We start from the raw sequence: 18,014 nt of genomic DNA, 5'->3' as shown, positions 1-18,014 counted from the left end.
ACGATGAAGCAGCTCGGCAGTCAGACCTGGGAATTTACGAACCGTCCGGTGATCCTTGGGACCTCCGCTGTGGTGGGACCTGAAGAAGGGGAAGGGCCGCTGGCCTCAAGCTTCGACTTCATCTATGATTCGCTGGAGATGGGCGAGAAGACATGGGAGAAGGCAGAACGCGCTCTGTTCGAAAAAGCCGCCAAGCTCGCCCTGATGAATGCGAATCTGGAGCAGGATAAGCTGGAATTCTTCGTCGGCGGGGATCTGATGAATCAGATCATCAGCAGCTCCTTCGCCGCGCGGAAGCTCGGCGTGCCTTACTTGGGAGTGTTCGGTGCCTGTTCCACCTCGATGGAGAGCCTCGCCATCGCCTCCATGATTGTGGATTCCGGCGGCGGCAAGTATGCGCTGGCCGGTACATCCAGCCATAACTGTACAGTTGAGAAGCAGTTCCGCTACCCGACAGAGTATGGCTCGCAGAAGCCGCCCACCGCCCAATATACCGTTACAGGCTCCGGCTGCGCAGTGGTAGGAGTGAACGATGGGGCGGTTCAAGGGCCGCAAGTGGTGTACGCAACTCTTGGGCGCATCATGGATCTGGGGCTGAAAGATCCATTCAATATGGGAACTGCTATGGCCCCGGCAGCCGCCGATACCATCACGGCACATTTCCGCGATACGGGGCTGTCGCCCGGTCACTATGATCTGATTGTTACGGGCGATCTGGCTTCCGTCGGCTTGCCGATTGCCAAGGATCTGCTGGCCAAGGAAGGCATCCCGATGGAGGAGACGGTCTTCAATGACTGCGGACTCATGATGTACGACCTGGACAAGCAGAAGTATGTCATTGCCGGGGGAAGCGGCGCGGGCTGCTCCGCCACGGTAACCTACGGGCATATTATCGGCCGGATGAAGAAGGGGGAGTTGAAACGGGTATTGATCGTGGCGACTGGAGCGCTGCTCTCGCCGCTGTCTTATCAGCAAGGGGAGAGTATTCCGTGCGTAGCCCATGCGGTAGCCCTGGAGATCGGAGGTGAGGGAGCATGATTTATTTATGGGCTTTTCTGGTCGGGGGTGCGATATGCGTGATCGGCCAGCTGATGTTCGATGTGCTGAAGCTGACTCCGGCCCATACCATGAGTACGCTGGTGGTGCTTGGTGCGGCTGCCGATGCTTTTGGCATCTACGATCCGCTCGTGAAATTCGCCGGAGCCGGGGCCAGCGTGCCCATTACCAGCTTCGGGAATTCTCTGGTCCACGGCGCGCTGACTGAGCTGGAACGCGATGGCTGGGTCGGTGTCGTCACCGGGATCTTCGATGTGACCAGCGCCGGGATTTCCTCGGCGATTGTCTTCTCTTTCCTGGCGGCGCTGGTGGTCCGGCCGAAGGGGTAACTGACGGTAGATGGAGCGTATACAGATATGTTAATTCCGGGATCGCCCATGGCGGTCCCTTTTTATATGAAGGGGGTGTACGACGCCGGATGCGGGTTTCTTTTAGACAAATCTAGCATGCCGCTCTATAAATTCACTTGGCCTAACATGTACTTTCGGTACTCCTATCATGTAAAATGTATATATTACTGCTTATTCTGATATAGGAGGGTTTAACATACATGCCCGTACGTCAAGAATCCACGCAAATTATGAACGCTGTCCGCACTAATCTGGAATCCTGTATTCTCGGTAAAAGCTTTGAAATAGAACTGCTGCTGACTGCACTGTTAGCGGGCGGACATGTCCTGATTGAGGATGTTCCGGGGACTGGCAAAACCCAGCTGATCCGCGCGCTCTCCCGGTCGATGTCCGGCGAATACCGGCGCATCCAGTGTAACCCGGATATTCTTCCGAGTGATATTACCGGCGTATCCGTCTATCATCCGCGTGATGAGATGTTCCACTTCCGTCCGGGTCCGGTGATGACCAATATCCTGCTGGCCGATGAGATCAACCGGGCGACCACCAAGACCCAGTCCGCACTGCTTGAGGTAATGGAAGAACGCAATGTTACGGTCGATGGAGAGACCTATCCCCTTCCGCATCCGTTCATGCTCTGTGCGACCCAGAATCCGATAGATTTCGAGGGAACCTATACCCTTCCCGAAGCTCAGCTGGACCGCTTCATGCTGCGCATCAGCCTGGGCTACCCCGATGCCGATACCGAGAAGAACCTGCTGCTAACCCATCAGCAGGGCCAGCCGGTGGACAGGCTGGCTCCCGTAACCAGCATGGAGACGATTGCTGCCATTCAGGAGGAGATCCGTGATGTGTTCATCAGCGAGCCGGTGCTGAACTACCTGCTGGATGTGGTCCGCCAGACGCGGGTACATCCGCTGGTGATGCTGGGCGCAAGCCCCCGGGCATCCTTATCGTTCATGATGGCCTGCAAGGCCTACGCTTTTCTCCAGGAACGGGATTATGTGCTGCCTGACGATGTGAAGACCCTGACCCCGTATACACTGGGACACCGGATCCTGCTGCGGCCGGAATCACGCCTGGACAACGTCAGCATGGACTCCCTGCTGCAGAAGCTGCTTCAGAGCATTAATGTGCCTGTAACCATGAGGCAATAAGATGAGGGCCTTACTTACGCGGGCTGCCGCTGCGGTTCAGCTGAGGAAGTTCACGGGCGTTCTGGCAATTTGGGTCATTACACTCTTCTACGTGCTGTTTCAGGGCGGCAAAACCTCGTTCATGCTGTTCATCATGGTCTCTGTTCTTTTTCTGTATCTGTTCATTGGCGGTCTTGAAGGGGTCCGGCGGGCCAGAGGTGCACGCAGCTTCTATTCCGAACAGGATAAGCCGGATCTGCTCTATGCCGGGGGTTTTCTCAAGGTGAAGCTGGAAGTGACCATTCCGGGATTTCTGCCTTTGCCCTACGTGGTTGTAAGAGAAATTCTGAAGCGCCATAACGGAGAGTCCTGGGTGTTCGAGGAGAGCCTGATTCCGAACATGGGCGGACGGGGCGAGCTGCTGTTCCAGACGCCGCTGCTGGAGCGGGGCCGTTATTCTTTTGAGAATACGGATATTCTCAGCGAGGATATCTTCGGTCTGATGGAGCATAAGGGGACCTTCAAGGCAGAAGGCCAATTCCGGGTGATGCCACGGGCCGTCGTAGTGCCGCGCTGGCAGCTGTATGAGCGAAAGGCGCGCCTGTCGGGGCCGCAGGTATCACTGCTTCAGTCCAGGCGCGAGACCACGCAGATCAACGGTGTCCGTGATTATGTCTACGGGGACCGGCTGACGCGCATTCACTGGAATGCAACGGCGAAGACCGGCGAGTGGAAGTCGAAGGAATTCGAGCATGAATCCGTTCCCAGAACCATTCTGGTGCTGGACGGAACCTCCAGCGGCTATTATAACTCTGCACAATTCGAGCTGGCAGTCTCGGTCACGGCTTCTCTCCTCGGCTTCGGCATCCGGGAGCGGATCGGCATCGGCCTGTGCTGTCTGGATAAGCATAATAAGGTGTTCAGTCCGGCGGAAGGCAATGCCGAGCGGCAAAAGATGATTCAGTATCTGATTGACATCAACGCAGAAGGCAAGGGGCCGCTGATTGACAGGCTGGAGAGTGTCCAGCGGCTGTTCCCCAAGGGGTCGTATTTCGTACTGATCAGTCCGCAGAGCGGCAGAGTGGTACTGGATACGCTGCGCTGGGCGGAGAACCGGGGGATGACCCCTTCCCATATTCATGTTCTGCATCCTTCCGGGAAATACCGGGCCGGAGAGTGGCAGAATATTCTGCACTCGCATGGCGTTACCGGACATAGCATCAGCACACTTCAGGAGCTTCCTGCGGTACTTGGAGGTGATTCTGTCCGATGAAGCACTGGTTCCAGGCGATACGTTCCTCATGGCATCACGGGCTGACGCTGCTATGGCTGAGCATTATCGCCATGCAGTGGGTGTCCTATACGGTGCCCTTCTGGCTGCAGGAGACCACCGTTTCTGTGGCGCTAACCCTGCTGGCTGTTACAGCTATTGAAATCATTTTTCCGTTCAAAAGAGTGTACCGCATGCTGCTGGAAGGCGCGGCAGTGGTATTAATTGTATACAACGTGATTATCAGCTACGGGATTTACATTCCCGATCCTCTGCTGCCGGCATTTCTTGACCGGCTGCCCGGGATAGCGGTATCGATGATTCCGTACATGTGGTTTGTGCTGGGGGCTTGGGCGCTGCTGCTTATGTCCGCTTGGTGGGTGAACGGCAAGGCGCGGATTCTGATGTTCATCGCGGCGAATATCACGGCCTTCGCCGCGCTGGATTCATTCACGACAGCGGTAATGTGGCAGGAGGTAGCCTGGACGGTCTTTGCCGGGATGGGCTGGCTGGTCACCCGGCATCTGAGGAATTTCCAGCTGCATTATCCGCGCGGCTGGACCTATATGCTGAGGTATCCGATGAAGGTTGCCTTGAATATAGCGATAGTTTTCTCACTGGTCATCCTTGCCGGGGTGAATATGCCGGGCGTGCGTCCCACCTTGACCGACCCTTATACCGCCTGGCAAAAGTGGAATGGGAACTCCGTCTCTTCCAGACCCTCCTCCGGGAGCGGGGACGCTGCAAGCGGCGGGTCAGCGGCGAACGGGACGACCTCGGGCTACAGCCTGAACGATGACAATCTGGGCGGGGGCTTCAACTTCGATTATTCGCCGGTCATGCAAGTGACCTCCGATCTGCGCACCTATATGCGCGGCGAGATCCGCAGCGTGTATTCGGGCAAAGGCTGGACAGACGATGATACCTCCGGCCGGGGAACGCATAACGAGGTGCAGGTGGGCGAGCCGCTGGAACGTGCTGCCGCCTCCAAGACAGAGACGCGTACGCTCAAGCAGACTGTCAAGCTGCTCGGAGGGAACAGTTATCCGGTTCTGTTCGGCGGCTATTCGATCTCGGGGGTAGACTCGGTGGACGGGCAGGAACAGAGCACCGGCTTGTCCTGGCGGAGTGAAGACAGTGAGCTGCTGTGGAATCCCGGAGGCAAAACAAGAGCTTATCCGCAGACCTATGTGGTAACCTCGGAGGTGCCGGTGGTTCCCCTTCAGGAGTTAAGCAAGCAGACCTTCGAGCAGCTCTATGGGAACAAGAATATCGACCCGCAGTATCTTCAGCTCCCGGATAACTATCCCGAGCGGGTGAGCGCGCTGGCCAAGGAGATTACGGACAGAGCACAGACGCCTTACGAGAAGACGATCCTGCTGCAGCAATACCTGCAAGCAACCTTTCCCTACACGAATCAGCCGGATACCTCACGGGCCAGAAGCAAGGACATGGTCGAGAGCTTCCTGTTTGAGATCAGGGAAGGATACTGCGACTACTATTCCACGGCGCTTGTCACCATGGCGAGGTCACTGGATATACCGGCCCGCTGGGTGAAGGGATATGCTCCCGGGGAGCAGGCCGAGATTCCGGATAGCGTAATGCTTCAGCAGGGTGCTGCCGGTTATGTAAATAACAATTACACGATTACCAATGCAGACGCCCACTCCTGGGCCGAGATCTATTTCGGCGATTACGGATGGGTTCCTGTTGAGGCAACGCCAGGATTCGATGTTCCGGTGCTGACGCAGAGTGAGCAGGATAATCCGGACCAACCTGAGGTAGAGGTAGAGGAGCCTGAAGAGCTTGAACCGGCGGCAGCGGGCCAGACGGACAAGTCTTCCGGATTCCATCCCGGCACCTGGGCCGTGGCTGGAGCAGCGGCTGTACTCCTGCTCTGGACCCTATTCCTGATCTGGCAGCGCCGGCTGAGCCTGCGCTTCCTGATTACCCGTATCCGCCTCGGCGGCCAGCCCACTCCGGCGCAAAAAGTTGCCGCAGAAACGGAGCGCTGGGTAAGGTATATGCGCAGGAAGGGTATGCTGAAGAAAGAGCATGAAACCCTGCGCGAATCCGTGGCACGGTGGAGCGTGGAACGCCCGCAAGCTGCAGGCAGTCTTGCTGCACTGCTGAAGATGTTCGAGCGGGCGAATTACAGCCCTGAGGTTATTGAAGACAAAGACTGGCACAGCGTGTATACTGAAGCTTTGCGGCTGCGAAAAATCATGAAGTCCGGCAAGTAATGCCCACTGGTGGTGAAATGCTGCCGGACCCTGGGATTTTTGCAGTCCTATAGAGCCGGGTTACAAGTTTCCTGTATGAAAATGAGGTGAATGTATTGTTTGAAAGATTAGTCCCCAAGCTCCGGGTCAACACGGTGTTTGATATCGCTCTGGAGGAGCTGTACCGCCAAGGCTACCGGGGAATTATTACGGATCTGGATAATACGCTGGTCGGCGCCAAGGCGCCGCTGGCTACTCCTGAGCTGCTGCTCTGGTTCGCCAAGGTGAAGGAGCTGGGCTTCAAGCTTGTGATCGTATCCAACAACAATATGGACCGGGTGTCGCGTTTTGCCACCCCGCTGAATATTGAATTTGTACATCAGGCCAAGAAGCCCAGCAATTCCCCGTTCCTGCGGGCGATGAAGCTGATGGAGCTGGGACCGGAGCAGACAATTGTGGTTGGCGACCAGATGCTTACGGATGTATATGGCGGCAACCGGCTGGGTCTGTTCACGGTACTCGTGCTGCCGATCTCCGTCAAGGATGAAGGAATAGGAACAAGAATTAACCGCAGAGTGGAGCAGATAGCCTTGACCCGTCTGCGTAAGCAAGGATTGTGGCAAGAGGAGGATAAATCTTAATGAATGCAATGAACGATGGAACAGCGCGGCCTGAGAAATGCAGCGGCTGCGGCATTAAGCTACAGAGCGTAGACAAGGAGCTCCCCGGCTATATTCCGGAGGTCGCCTTCGAACGGGAGCCGGTAATTTGCCAGCGCTGCTTCCGGATCAAGAATTACAATGAAGCCTCTTCCGTATCGGTGAACCAGGATGAATTCCTGAAGCTGTTAAGCGGAGTAGGCGAGAAGAATGCACTGGTAATCCATATTGTGGATCTGTTCGATTTCGAGGGCAGTCTGATTTCCGGGCTGCAGCGGTTTGTCGGCAATAATCAGGTCATTCTGGCAGTGAACAAGATTGATCTGCTGCCGAAGGTGACCAACTGGAACCGATTGCGCAACTGGATGCAGCAGCGCTGCAAGGAAGAGGGACTGCGCACGGCGGAGATTGTCCTGGTCAGCGCGAAGCGTAATCAGGGCTTCGACCGTCTGCTGGAGGCCGTTACCGAGCTGCGCGGCCAGCGTGATGTATACGTTGTCGGGGCTACCAATGTAGGCAAGTCCACCTTGATTAACCGGCTGATCTCCGATTACAGTGACCTGGAAGAGGAGCTGACGACCTCCCGTTATCCGGGCACTACCCTCGATATGGTCAAAATCCCGCTGGATGACGGCCATTCCATCATTGATACGCCGGGAATCGTGTACCCGTGGCGGTACAGCGAGCTGGTCGAGCGCAAGGATCTGGGCGCAGTGATGCCCGAGAATCCGCTCAAGCCTGCGGTCTATCAGCTGAATGAAGGCCAGTCGCTGTTCTTCGGCGGACTGGGACGCTTCGACTTCATTCAGGGGGAACGCCAGTCCTTCACCTGCTTCATCAGCGGCACACTGAAGATTCACCGCACGAAGCTGGAGCGTGCAGATTCTCTGTATCAAGACCACCGGGGCGAGCTGCTGTCTCCGCCGGGAACGGCCGACATGGATAAGCTGCCGCAGTGGCAGCGCCATGAATTCCGTATCGCCAGGAATAGTGAGACCGACCTGTTCATCTCCGGTCTGGGCTGGATCAAAGTGAACGGTACAGCCGGAGCGGTAGTAGCTGTCCATGTGCCGCGCGGCGTCAAGGTGCTTACCCGTCCTTCGCTGATCTAATTGTACAGGAGGAAGGCGACATGACTGAGACAAACAGGAACACGCAGAGTCACGGGGAGCTGCTGCTGGGCGTGATGGGTGACCCGATTGCCCAGTCCAAATCCCCGCTGATGCACGGGGCGGCGCTCCAGGCGCTCGGTCTCTCCGGGGCTTATGTGCCGCTGCACATTACGCCTGACAAGCTGGGCGATGCGGTGCAGGCGATACGGACGCTTGGCTTCCGGGGCGTGAATGTAACGATCCCCCATAAGGTTGCCGTGATGGAGTATCTGGACCGGCTGGATTCAAGTGCGGTGGATGTCGGCGCAGTCAATACCATCGTCAACGACAATGGCATACTGACCGGCTTCAATACGGATGGCATCGGTTATGTCCGCTCACTGAAGACAGAGGCTGCGCCGGATCTTACCGGCGCCCGCATCCTCGTGATTGGAGCCGGCGGTGCGGCCAGAGGGATTGTCTCGGCGCTGCTGAAGGAGCAGCCGGCAATGATCCTGATTGTGAACCGAAATGAGGAACGGGCCCGTCAGCTGGCAGACAGCTTCAGCAGCCGGGGCAGCTTAACCGGAGCAGGGATGGATGCCGTTCCCGGCGTGCTGGGCAGCATGGATATTGTAATTAATACGACATCCGTAGGCATGTATCCGCATATGGAGGACATGCCGATCGATCCGGCGGGGCTGCACGAAGGGATGATCGTCAGCGATCTGATCTATAATCCGCTGCATACCCGGCTGCTTACAGAGAGCCTGAAGCGCGGCTGCACCGTTCACGGCGGGCTGGGCATGTTCGTCTACCAGGGAGCTTACGCCCTGGAGTATTGGACGGGGCTTACGGCTCCCGCAGCGATTATGCGGCAGACTATTGCGGATTGTCTCGGCCAGGTGCCGGGCAAATGATTTTCACTGAACAGGGTAATAATATATGTTAATTAAGGAGTTTTCACATTTATGTTAACAGGCAAACAAAAACGTTATTTGCGCTCTTTGGCTCATCATCTGGATGCTGTATTCCAGGTTGGCAAAGGCGGCGTAAACGATCATCTGATCCGTCACATTGAAGAAGCTATTGAGAAACGCGAGCTGATGAAGATCAGTGTACTGAATAACAACGCTGATGATCCCAAGGAAATTGGTGCCGCGCTTGCCGAGCAGTCCGGTTCGGAGCTTGTTCAGGTTATCGGCAAGACTATCGTTCTGTACAAGGAATCACGCGACAACAAAACGATTGAGCTTCCAAGATAGGAGGTTGACCTCTTGAGAGTAGGCATAATGGGAGGGACCTTCGATCCTCTGCATATCGGCCATATGATGGCCGCTGAGACGGCGCGCGAGAGCTACGGTCTGCAGGAGGTCTGGTTCATGCCTTCGCATATTCCGCCTCATAAGCATGAGGCCGGGGCAACCGGTGAAGAGCGGCTGGCAATGGTGGAGGGAGCGGTGAAGAATCACCCTTCCTTTGGCATTCTTGACTGGGAAATCGTGCGGGGCGGAGTATCCTATACGCTGGAGACGGTGATTAGTCTGCAGGAGGAATATCCGCAGCATGAGTTCTTTTTCATCGTGGGTGCGGATATGGTTCAGTATCTGCCCAAGTGGCAGGGGATCGAAGAGCTGGTGCAGCGGCTGACCTTCATCGGTGTCGGACGTCCGGGCACTCCGCTGGATCTGGGACTGCTGCCGGAGTTCATTGCCGGTAAAGTGCTGCTGGCGGATATGCCGCTGGTCGATCTCTCCTCCACCATGCTCAGAGCCCGGGCCGCCGAAGGAAAGTCGATCCGCTATATGGTTCCGGATGCTGTATATGAATATGTTCAAAGGAGTGGATTGTATGGAGTACAGCCGTGAAGCGCTGATTGAGGCGGTATCCGGCCAGATGCCGGACAAACGCTGGAAGCATACACTCGGTGTGATGGAGTCTGCTGTGAAGCTGGCGCAGCGGTATGGCGCTGACCCGCAGCGGGCCGAGACCGCTGCCATCCTGCATGATGTGGCCAAATATTGGCCGGTGGAACGGATGCGGGAGATCATTGAACAGAATGGATTATCCGCTGAGCTTTTGAAATATGACAAGCAGCTATGGCATGCTGAGGTTGGTGCTTATACCGCCGAGCATGATTATGGCATTACGGATTCGGAGGTACTGGATGCGATCCGTTACCATACCTCGGGCCGGGAGAACATGAGTCTGCTGGAGCGGATCGTCTGTCTGGCTGATTATATTGAGCCTGGACGGGACTTCCCCGGTGTGGAGGAGATCCGCAGGCTATCGAAGGTCAGCCTGGAGGAAGGGCTGATTGCCGGACTGGATTCCACTATACGAGTGCTGCTGGAGAAGCGCCGGGTCGTATTTCCGCTTACGGTGCTGGCGCGCAACGATTTAGTTAGAACATTGGAGGATAAACTATGAGTGTACAATCAAACAAGCTGTTTGAGCTGGCGTTACACGCCGTTCAGGATAAAAAAGCAATGAATGTGGTGGCTCTCGATCTGCGCAGTGTGTCGCCGATCAGCGATTATTTCATCATCTGCCACGGTAATTCCGATACCCAGGTTCAGGCAATTGCCACTGAGGTGCGCAAGGTTGTTCATGAAGCTGGCGGAATGATCAAAGGCATTGAGGGGATGGATGCAGCACGCTGGGTACTGATGGACCTTGGCGATGTGATCGTCCATGTCTTCCACCGCGATGAACGTGAATATTACAATATTGAGCGTCTGTGGTCGGATGCCAAGGTCGTGGAGACGGTATGAGTCTGATTGCAGGAACTAAGGTTACGCTTGAAGTGATGCGGGAGGTATCCCCTTACGGGTACTTCCTGAGCGCAGGCGACCAGGATATCATGCTTCATTACACCGAGCTTGTGGGCAGCAAGCCGAAGATCGGCGACAAGGTGGAGGTATTCCTCTTCTTCGATACCGAGGACCGTCCTGCGGCGACGATGAAGAAGCCGTATCTGACGCTTGGCGAGATGGCGCTGCTGGAAGTGGCGGATATCCATCCGCGGCTGGGCTGCTTCCTGGAGATGGGGCTTGGACGGCAGCTGCTGCTGCCGCTCAGCGAGCTTCCCGAGCTGGTGGAGCTGCGTCCGCAGATTGGCGACAAGGTCTTCGCAATTATGGAGCATGACAAGCAGGGACGTCTCCGTGCCAAGCTGGCCGGAGAGCAGGAGCTTGCGCCGCTGGCCTTGCCTGCACCGGAATCGTGGCAGGGGCAGACGGTCACAGCTCGGGTATACAAGCCGCTGCAGATGGGCACCTTCGTGCTTGTAGATGCTGGTGTGCTCGGCTTCGGCATCATCGGTATGGTCCACTCCTCTGAACGCGTTCGCTTGCTGCGTCTGGGTGAAGTGATTGAAGCGCGCGTGGCCCATATCCGTGAGGATGGCCGCGTCAACCTCAGCATGGGCCACCGCAAGGAAGTGGGCCGTGATGTGGATTCGGCGGCTCTGTTAGATTTTCTGGCTTCCCGTCCGGGCGGCGGAATGCCATATTCGGATGCTACGCCTCCCGATATTATCAAGCAGCGCTTCGGCATCAGCAAATCAGCGTTCAAGCGCGCGCTGGGCAAGCTGATGAAGGAAGGGCTGGTTGTCCAGAAGGAGAACTGGACCTATCTGGCTTCCCGCGAAGAGGAACAGGCCGGACCGGACAGCGATTCTGACAACCAATAGTATAGAGAAAGCGGTGTACGCAGTGTCTTCCTATGGCAAATTTGCTTATGTATACGATGCGCTTATGGCGGATATGCCGTATCCGGATTGGCTGGCCTTTGCCGAGACGGCATGGGGCAAATACGGCAAGCCGCGCACGGTAGCCGAACTCGGCTGTGGTACCGGCAGCCTGACGATTCCGCTGGCGGGGGCAGGGTATCACATGACGGGGATTGATCTTTCTTCGGACATGCTGTCCGTTGCCCAGCGTAAGCTGGAGCAGCAGCCGCAGGGACGGCGCTTTTTGCGGGAGGGCAGTGTGCAGTGGGTTCAGCAGAACATGAAGGAATGGGAGCTGCCGGAGCCGGTGGATTCCGTGATTTCCTTCTGCGACTGCCTGAATTATGTGCTGGAGGAGCAGGACATCCGGAAGGTATTCTCCTGCACGTATGGCGGGCTTAAGCCAGGCGGGACCTTCCTGTTCGATGTGCATCATCCGAACACGCTGATCCGCTATGAGGAAGAGCAGCCCTTCGTGCTGGATGAGCCGGATGTATCCTACATCTGGACCTGTGAGCTGGATGTGCCGCGCCGGGAGATTGAGCATCACCTGTCCATCTTCGCCCGCGAGGAGGGCCGCTCAGACACGTACCGGCGCTTCGAAGAGACTCATACCCAGCGTGCCTATGACCCGGAGTGGATGAAGCAGGAGCTGCTTGCCGCCGGATTCAGCGAGGTGTCGGTGTATGCGGACTTCGAGTGGGTGGCGGCAGATGATTCGGCGCAGCGGCTGTTCTATGTGGCTGTGAAATGAAGCTACAAAAGGAACCTTGAAGCGTAATCGTCACTGCGGAGAACATTTGGACTTCTAGAGCACATAAGAACTTTAAGCGTAAATCGTCACTGCGGAGAACATTTGGACTTACGGCCGCTGTTGTCTGCAGATTTCATGATCTAATACCGCTGTTCGCGGTAGAAATCCGCAGACAAAGGCGGACGCTACCGCTCCTACAGTTCCAAATTTCCCCTCCGTTCCTTTTTGCTTCTCGTTAAATTCTTTAGAGCTTCATATATGGTTGAGGTAGTATGGAGGTCCTTACCCGAAATTGGGTAAGGGCCTTCTTTGATCTTGATATGGACCAAATGTATGCGGAAAACCGAACACAATCGGCGCTGCTTAGGTGCATAGACCAAATGTATGCGAAAAACAGCATACAATCGGCGCTGCTGAGGTACATGGACCAAATGTATGTGAAAAACAGCATACAATCGGCGCTACTGGGTCACATGGACCAAATGTATGTGAAAAACAGCATACAATCGGCGCAACTGAGGCCGCGTGGAGCAAATGTATGTGGAAAACAGCATACAATTGGCGCAACTGAGGCCGCGTGGAGCAAATGTATGTGGAAAACAGCATACAATCGGCGCAATGTGCTGGTGCGAGGGCGAGTGAGGCAGATGTACAAGTACCATCTGTACAAAAGGACGCATCAGCCGTTCTAATCTGCATGACATAGCAAACCGGGCCGTATCTTCAGATACGGCCCGGCCATCTTCCAAGCAGGCTTACCGGTGTTCGAACAAATCGATGGTGCCGAGTACAATATGCGCCAGACCAAATCCAAGAATGCCGGTTGCCGCGATCTTATATCTGCTCCCCAGAAAAGCTGCACTCGAAGCAGTAACTACGGTCCCCAGTACGGCGGGTATCATCCCTTCACGCATTCGAAACACTCCCTCACGGTAGTTTGAAAGACATTCGTTAGTGTGGGTTAAGGCCCGGACAATTATACTTCGAGTTTATGCCAGCGGCGGCAGGGAAGCGGCTGTCTGTTATAAACGGTCAATCTGCCACTCCTGCTGTGGTCACCCGGCCGGAAGGGTCTTCGACCTCATGCACATTGTAGAGCACGCGCGCCAGCAGATCCTGGCTGTAATTGCCGAAATGCTTACCGTAGATCGTCAAGCCGCGCTTGTTCACCGGTTTGTCGGTGACGGCAATGCGGAAGGTCAGCTCGCTTTTGTAATCCAGCTTGATGTCGTCAAGGGTAATGTCTGAGATGCGGCAGCCGTCAATGAAGCTGCCCTCCTGATTGATGCGGATCAGCTTCAGCATGCCGTACTGGTTGAGGTGGGGAGGCCACCAGTCCGGGTTGAAGGTGCCGCGCGCATCGCCGAAGTCACCGGGGCTGGTCCAGAAGCCGATCTCGATGCCGTTCACATAGAAATACAGATCCGAGGGATAATTGTCGCTGAACCCGGGAGCCTCGGAGCCAATCTCCATGGAGAACTGGATTTCCCGGAAGGTCTGGTTGGCTTTGAGATAGTTAGGGATGCGGTATTCCAGGAAGCCTTCGGCCATCCAGATGATCTCGGAGTCGATCCGCTGGGGATCGGCGAAGTAACGCGGCTCGTCGAAGTCCCCGATAATGCTGTCCTTGGTGGCCAGTCCGCAGGTCGGAACAGCCTGATAATTACTGTAATGGCCCACCTGAATCTCGACCTCGTACAGATTATCGACATCCTTGCTGCGCAGATCCACCATCAGCTTATCTTTATTCAGGTAGCAGACCTTCTGAATTCCGTGCTTGCCTACGGCCGTATTAATCTCAATTAAGCCGCTCTCCTCCAGCTTCTTGATATGCATGGTAATAGCCCCGTTGCTGAGATTCAGCTTCTTGGCAATTTCGTTGAGATTCAGGGCCTGATTGGTCGCCAGCAGCTCAAGAATCTGGATGCGGATTTCCGAGCTGAGCGCCTTGAAGATATCAATCCCGCTCATCAGATCTTTAATATAAATCATATTTAGAGTACCTTCTTCCACTGAGGTCATGAGAATCGAAACTATTTTATAAAATTATAAACTAACCGACCCTAAAAGGAAAGTATTCTGCCTTTATTTGTAGAAATCGATTAAATTTAAGCTAAAAGTAAAAGTTAAAGGCTGTTTGTTTTATATAATTATGAATACTTAATGCGCGGTTAAGTCAATATTAAATGATTTTTTTCAGTAAAAAGACAATAAACAACGTTTAGTTTGAATGTATTTAAAAAGATTTAAACTTTTATATTTACACTCCACTTTATATATGCTATTTTATACCTGTAAGCGAATACATTCAATTGAATTTCAATTATTTAATTAAAGAGTGAAACATAATGCGTCATGCGGTAGCTTGAACTAACAGAGCCGGTGAGGTTCCCTAGTTCTTCTATATAGATTGTATCAATCGAATTGCTCAGCAAATCCTAGGAGGGGTTACAGTGTTAAAGAAAAAGGGCTGGTTCACACTGCTGTCGTTGGTTCTGATGGTATCGGTTGTACTTACAGGCTGCGGCGGGAAGAACAATGCATCGTCCGGGGGCAATAGCGGAAGCGAAGCTACGGCGAATGCCGGCAGCAAGGATTCCAAGGAAACCAAGAATCTCACCTTTATGTTCCGCGGGGGAACCGATGAGCAGAAGGCCTATGAGGGTGTTGTGAAAAAATATGAAGCCGATCATCCGAACGTCAAGGTTAAGATCGTTGTGACTGCGGCGGATCAATATGCGACTAAGCTGAAAGCCTCTATTACGGGGAACAGCGTTCCGGACGTTTTCTATTTTGAATCCGGTGACCTGAAGGCTTATGTGAACAGCGGCGTGCTGCTGGACCTGACCAGCTATGTGGAGAAGAACCCTAACATTGATTTGAATAACATCTGGAAATATGGCGTGGATCTGTACCGTTACGACGGCACCATGGCCGGGCAAGGCAATCTGTACGGGATGCCTAAGGACGTAGGCCCTTTTGCACTCGGCTATAACAAGACCATGTTCGAAGCTGCGGGTATCCCGCTGCCGGACAAAGACAAACCGTACACCTGGGATGAATTCATCAAAGTCGCTCAGCAGCTGACGATTGACAAGGACGGGGACGGCAAGCTGGATCAATTCGGCGCAGGCTTCAACGTACAGTGGGCCTTGCCTTCCTTCGTCTGGAGCAACGGGGCGGACTGGCTGGATGCGACCAAGACCAAGGTTACCATTGATGATCCGAAATTCATCGAAGCCCTGCAATTCTTCACTGACATGCAGCTTAAATACGGCATTACGCCGTCTACAGAACAAGCACAGACTCTGGATACCTACCAGCGCTGGATGAAAGGTGAAATGGCCTTCTTCCCTGTAGGTCCGTGGGATATGAGCACTTACGAGAAGCTTCCCTTCGATTATGACCTGATTCCATATCCTGCCGGCTCCACAGGCAAATCCGCCACATGGACCGGCTCACTCGGCATCGGTGCTTCCGCCAAAACCAAGCATCCCGATGAAGCCGTGGATCTGATCAACTATCTGACGGCCTCCAAGGAGGGAATGGAAGCGCTGGTGAAGGCTAAGGTGCAAATTCCGAACCTGATGGATATGGCTAAGGAATGGGCTGCTGATACTACGACCAAACCGGCGAACAAGGAAGAATTCCTCCAGGTCGTGAATGAATACGGACGGGTGCTGCCTGGCCACTACACGTACAATGCTGAATGGTATAACCTGTTCTACACGGACATCCAGCCAGTGCTTGACGGCAAGGTTACCCCTGAGGAGTACGTGAAGACGGAACAGCCGAAGATGCAGAAGCTGCTGGATAAAGCGGTTGAGCAAGAGGCGAAATCTAAGAAATAAGCGGTACACATCGTTCTTATCCAGCATAACAAGTGATGTCCGGTCTCCTGTAACAGCGGGCCGGCATCACTTTGTTGCTGGACCATCCGAATTTGAGGTGATTCTAATGAACACTAAGCTGGGTCTGTACCGCAAGGAGAAAATCTACGGATTTCTGTTTATCCTGCCTCCGCTGCTGGGACTGCTGATTTTTACGCTGTATCCGATGATCTATTCGATCTATGGCTCATTCACGGATTGGGATGGGCTCGGCCAGATGAACTTCATCGGCCTCGGCAACTTCAAGGATCTGTGGTCGGATGAGCTGTTCCATAAGGCCTTATTCAATACTTTGTTTATGATGCTTGGCATTCCGATCGGCATTACGCTGGCGCTGCTGCTGGCGCTTGGGCTTAACCGGGGGGTGCCCGGGACTACAGCGTTCCGGGTCATCTATTATGTTCCGGTCATTTCTTCTCTGGCCGCAGTATCGATCATGTGGAACTGGGCCTATAACGGTGATTATGGTCTCGTCAACCAGTTCCTTGATCTCTTCGGAATCAGCGGGCCGAACTGGATGGCGAATAAATATACGGTCAAGCCGGCGCTGATCATTATGGCGGTATGGAAAGGCCTCGGGTATACGATGCTGCTCTATCTGGCGGCGCTGCAGAGTGTCTCCAGATCTTATTATGAAGCGGCGGAGCTGGACGGAGCCAGCGGCTTCAAGTCCTTCTGGCATATCACCTGGCCGATGGTGCGCCCGGTAACCTTTTTCATCATCGTGACCAACATTATTGGAGGATCGCAAATTTTTACCGAGATGAACATTATGACCCCTACAGGCGGGCCTGAATATGCTTCAGCCTCCGTGGTGTTCTACATTTGGCAAAAAGCCTTCGGCAACTTCCAGATGGGCTATGCCTCTGCTATGGCGGTATTCCTCGGCGTGTTCATATTTGTTGTGACTCTTATCCAATTCCGAATGAACGAGAAGCAATCGTTCGATGTCGATTAACTGAAGAGGGAGGAGACCATAAATATGACGAGCAGAAGAAGAGTTACCCATAGCATTATCTTTGTTCTACTTTTAATCGGCGCGGTGTTCATGATCGGCCCGCTGCTCTGGATGCTGTCCACCTCATTCAAGGATAAGCAGGATGTGTTCGCCCTGCCTCCGGTGTGGATTCCGCGGCCGTTCCATTTCGATAAATACAGTGAGATCTGGACGGCGGGTCCGCTGCTAAGCGGGATCAGGAACAGCTTGATCATCGCGGTGACGGTGACGATTGTAGGTACGTTCACCTCCAGCCTTGCGGCGTTTTCCTTTGCTAAATTGCGGTTTCCGGGTAAAAATAAAATATTCCTGCTGATGCTGTCATCCCTGATGATTCCGTATCCGGCAGTCATGATTCCGCAGTTCTTCATGTTCTCGAAGCTGGGCTGGATTGATACGCTGCTGCCGCTGATCGTGCCGGGCCTGTTCGGCAATATCGTCATGATCTTCTTCCTGCGGCAGTATCTGAGCAGTGTGCCCAATGCCATTATCGAAGCGGCCAAAATCGACGGAAGCTCGTACTTCCGCCTGTACAGCTCGATTACCTTCCCGCTGATCAAGCCGGCGGTGGCAGCGCAGCTGATCCTGTGGTTCATGGGTATCTGGAACGACTACCTGTCTCCGATTATCTATCTGAATTCACCGGAGAAGCAGACCCTCCAGCTGGTTATCGCCAACTTCAATGCGACCTATGCGATCCAGACAGACTATCCGCTGATTATGGCGGCTTCGATTATTGCCCTGCTGCCGATGCTGATTATCTTCCTTGTATTCCAAAAGCAAATTATTGAATCTGTTGCCATCTCCGGAGTGAAGGGCTGACCCTTCCTTCGGAATACCGAATTACCGGCTGAGC

At 54.4% G+C, this 18,014-nt stretch carries 19 protein-coding genes; 17 read left to right on the top strand and 2 right to left on the bottom strand.

Features of this window, described 5'->3' with window-relative positions; all coding sequences use genetic code 11:
• Nucleotides 1-3: 3 nt before the first annotated feature.
• From spoVAD to NSS64_RS20585, 14 genes are all read left to right on the top strand, one after another.
• A complete protein-coding gene (gene spoVAD / locus NSS64_RS20650) occupies nt 4-1,038 on the top strand; it encodes a stage V sporulation protein AD (protein WP_036725720.1) in 1,035 nt (344 codons plus the stop codon).
• Nucleotides 1,035-1,385, top strand: a complete 351-nt coding sequence (spoVAE, locus tag NSS64_RS20645) for a stage V sporulation protein AE (protein ID WP_036697920.1) — start codon at nt 1,035-1,037, stop codon at nt 1,383-1,385. The genes spoVAD and spoVAE overlap by 4 nt, the downstream gene beginning before the upstream one ends.
• 221 nt (nt 1,386-1,606) lie before the next feature.
• A complete protein-coding gene (locus tag NSS64_RS20640; protein ID WP_036725719.1) occupies nt 1,607-2,563 on the top strand; it encodes an AAA family ATPase in 957 nt (318 codons plus the stop codon).
• Nucleotide 2,564: 1 nt separating this feature from the next.
• The gene (locus tag NSS64_RS20635; RefSeq protein ID WP_036725716.1) at nt 2,565-3,815 is read left to right on the top strand and encodes a DUF58 domain-containing protein; all 1,251 of its coding nucleotides are present in this window, start codon (nt 2,565-2,567) and stop codon (nt 3,813-3,815) included.
• Complete coding sequence (locus tag NSS64_RS20630) at nt 3,812-6,055, top strand: DUF4129 domain-containing transglutaminase family protein (protein ID WP_036725714.1); 2,244 nt, start codon at nt 3,812-3,814, stop codon at nt 6,053-6,055. The genes NSS64_RS20635 and NSS64_RS20630 overlap by 4 nt, the downstream gene beginning before the upstream one ends.
• A gap of 95 nt (nt 6,056-6,150) precedes the next feature.
• Nucleotides 6,151-6,675: a YqeG family HAD IIIA-type phosphatase gene (locus NSS64_RS20625; protein ID WP_036697929.1), complete on the top strand. Its 525-nt coding sequence runs from the start codon at nt 6,151-6,153 to the stop codon at nt 6,673-6,675.
• Between the two features lie 8 nt (nt 6,676-6,683).
• Complete coding sequence (yqeH, locus tag NSS64_RS20620) at nt 6,684-7,805, top strand: ribosome biogenesis GTPase YqeH (RefSeq protein WP_036725851.1); 1,122 nt, start codon at nt 6,684-6,686, stop codon at nt 7,803-7,805.
• Nucleotides 7,806-7,825: 20 nt separating this feature from the next.
• A complete protein-coding gene (gene aroE, locus NSS64_RS20615) occupies nt 7,826-8,704 on the top strand; it encodes a shikimate dehydrogenase (protein WP_340942853.1) in 879 nt (292 codons plus the stop codon).
• Between the two features lie 51 nt (nt 8,705-8,755).
• The gene (gene yhbY, locus NSS64_RS20610) at nt 8,756-9,049 is read left to right on the top strand and encodes a ribosome assembly RNA-binding protein YhbY (RefSeq protein ID WP_036697934.1); all 294 of its coding nucleotides are present in this window, start codon (nt 8,756-8,758) and stop codon (nt 9,047-9,049) included.
• 12 nt (nt 9,050-9,061) lie between these two features.
• Entirely contained in the window at nt 9,062-9,652 is a 591-nt protein-coding gene (locus tag NSS64_RS20605) for a nicotinate-nucleotide adenylyltransferase (RefSeq protein ID WP_036725703.1), read from the top strand.
• Nucleotides 9,636-10,214 carry a bis(5'-nucleosyl)-tetraphosphatase (symmetrical) YqeK gene (gene yqeK, locus NSS64_RS20600; RefSeq protein ID WP_036725702.1) on the top strand — a complete coding sequence of 193 codons (579 nt, stop codon included), beginning with the start codon at nt 9,636-9,638 and terminating at the stop codon, nt 10,212-10,214. Before NSS64_RS20605 ends, yqeK begins: the two co-directional genes overlap by 17 nt.
• Nucleotides 10,211-10,558, top strand: a complete 348-nt coding sequence (gene rsfS, locus NSS64_RS20595) for a ribosome silencing factor (protein ID WP_036725699.1) — start codon at nt 10,211-10,213, stop codon at nt 10,556-10,558. The genes yqeK and rsfS overlap by 4 nt, the downstream gene beginning before the upstream one ends.
• Nucleotides 10,555-11,478 carry a CvfB family protein gene (locus NSS64_RS20590; protein ID WP_036725698.1) on the top strand — a complete coding sequence of 308 codons (924 nt, stop codon included), beginning with the start codon at nt 10,555-10,557 and terminating at the stop codon, nt 11,476-11,478. The genes rsfS and NSS64_RS20590 overlap by 4 nt, the downstream gene beginning before the upstream one ends.
• Before the next feature lie 22 nt (nt 11,479-11,500).
• Complete coding sequence (locus NSS64_RS20585; RefSeq protein WP_036725696.1) at nt 11,501-12,271, top strand: class I SAM-dependent DNA methyltransferase; 771 nt, start codon at nt 11,501-11,503, stop codon at nt 12,269-12,271.
• Between the two features lie 755 nt (nt 12,272-13,026).
• On the opposite strand, the gene NSS64_RS20580 is transcribed toward NSS64_RS20585, so the two are convergent.
• Together NSS64_RS20580 and NSS64_RS20575 are read right to left on the bottom strand one after the other, a co-directional pair.
• Nucleotides 13,027-13,185, bottom strand: a complete 159-nt coding sequence (locus tag NSS64_RS20580) for a hypothetical protein (RefSeq protein WP_036725695.1) — start codon at nt 13,183-13,185, stop codon at nt 13,027-13,029.
• Between the two features lie 118 nt (nt 13,186-13,303).
• Complete coding sequence (locus NSS64_RS20575; protein WP_036725693.1) at nt 13,304-14,263, bottom strand: ArsR/SmtB family transcription factor; 960 nt, start codon at nt 14,261-14,263, stop codon at nt 13,304-13,306.
• A gap of 461 nt (nt 14,264-14,724) precedes the next feature.
• Here NSS64_RS20575 and NSS64_RS20570 point away from each other — a divergent pair, with 461 nt between their 5' ends.
• The 3 genes from NSS64_RS20570 to NSS64_RS20560 all read left to right on the top strand — a co-directional run bounded on the left by NSS64_RS20570 (nt 14,725) and on the right by NSS64_RS20560 (nt 17,980).
• Nucleotides 14,725-16,122 carry an ABC transporter substrate-binding protein gene (locus tag NSS64_RS20570; protein ID WP_036725692.1) on the top strand — a complete coding sequence of 466 codons (1,398 nt, stop codon included), beginning with the start codon at nt 14,725-14,727 and terminating at the stop codon, nt 16,120-16,122.
• A 106-nt stretch (nt 16,123-16,228) separates the two neighbouring features.
• The gene (locus NSS64_RS20565; protein ID WP_036725691.1) at nt 16,229-17,119 is read left to right on the top strand and encodes a carbohydrate ABC transporter permease; all 891 of its coding nucleotides are present in this window, start codon (nt 16,229-16,231) and stop codon (nt 17,117-17,119) included.
• Between the two features lie 24 nt (nt 17,120-17,143).
• Nucleotides 17,144-17,980, top strand: coding sequence for a carbohydrate ABC transporter permease (locus NSS64_RS20560; protein ID WP_445321988.1), 837 nt, complete (start codon nt 17,144-17,146; stop codon nt 17,978-17,980).
• Nucleotides 17,981-18,014: the final 34 nt, after the last annotated feature.

The sequence above is a fragment of the Paenibacillus sp. FSL H8-0122 genome (assembly GCF_038005345.1).
Taxonomy (GTDB): domain Bacteria; phylum Bacillota; class Bacilli; order Paenibacillales; family Paenibacillaceae; genus Paenibacillus_AQ.
Note: the sequence above shows the minus strand (reverse complement) of the source record. Positions and strands in the feature narration are given on the sequence as shown.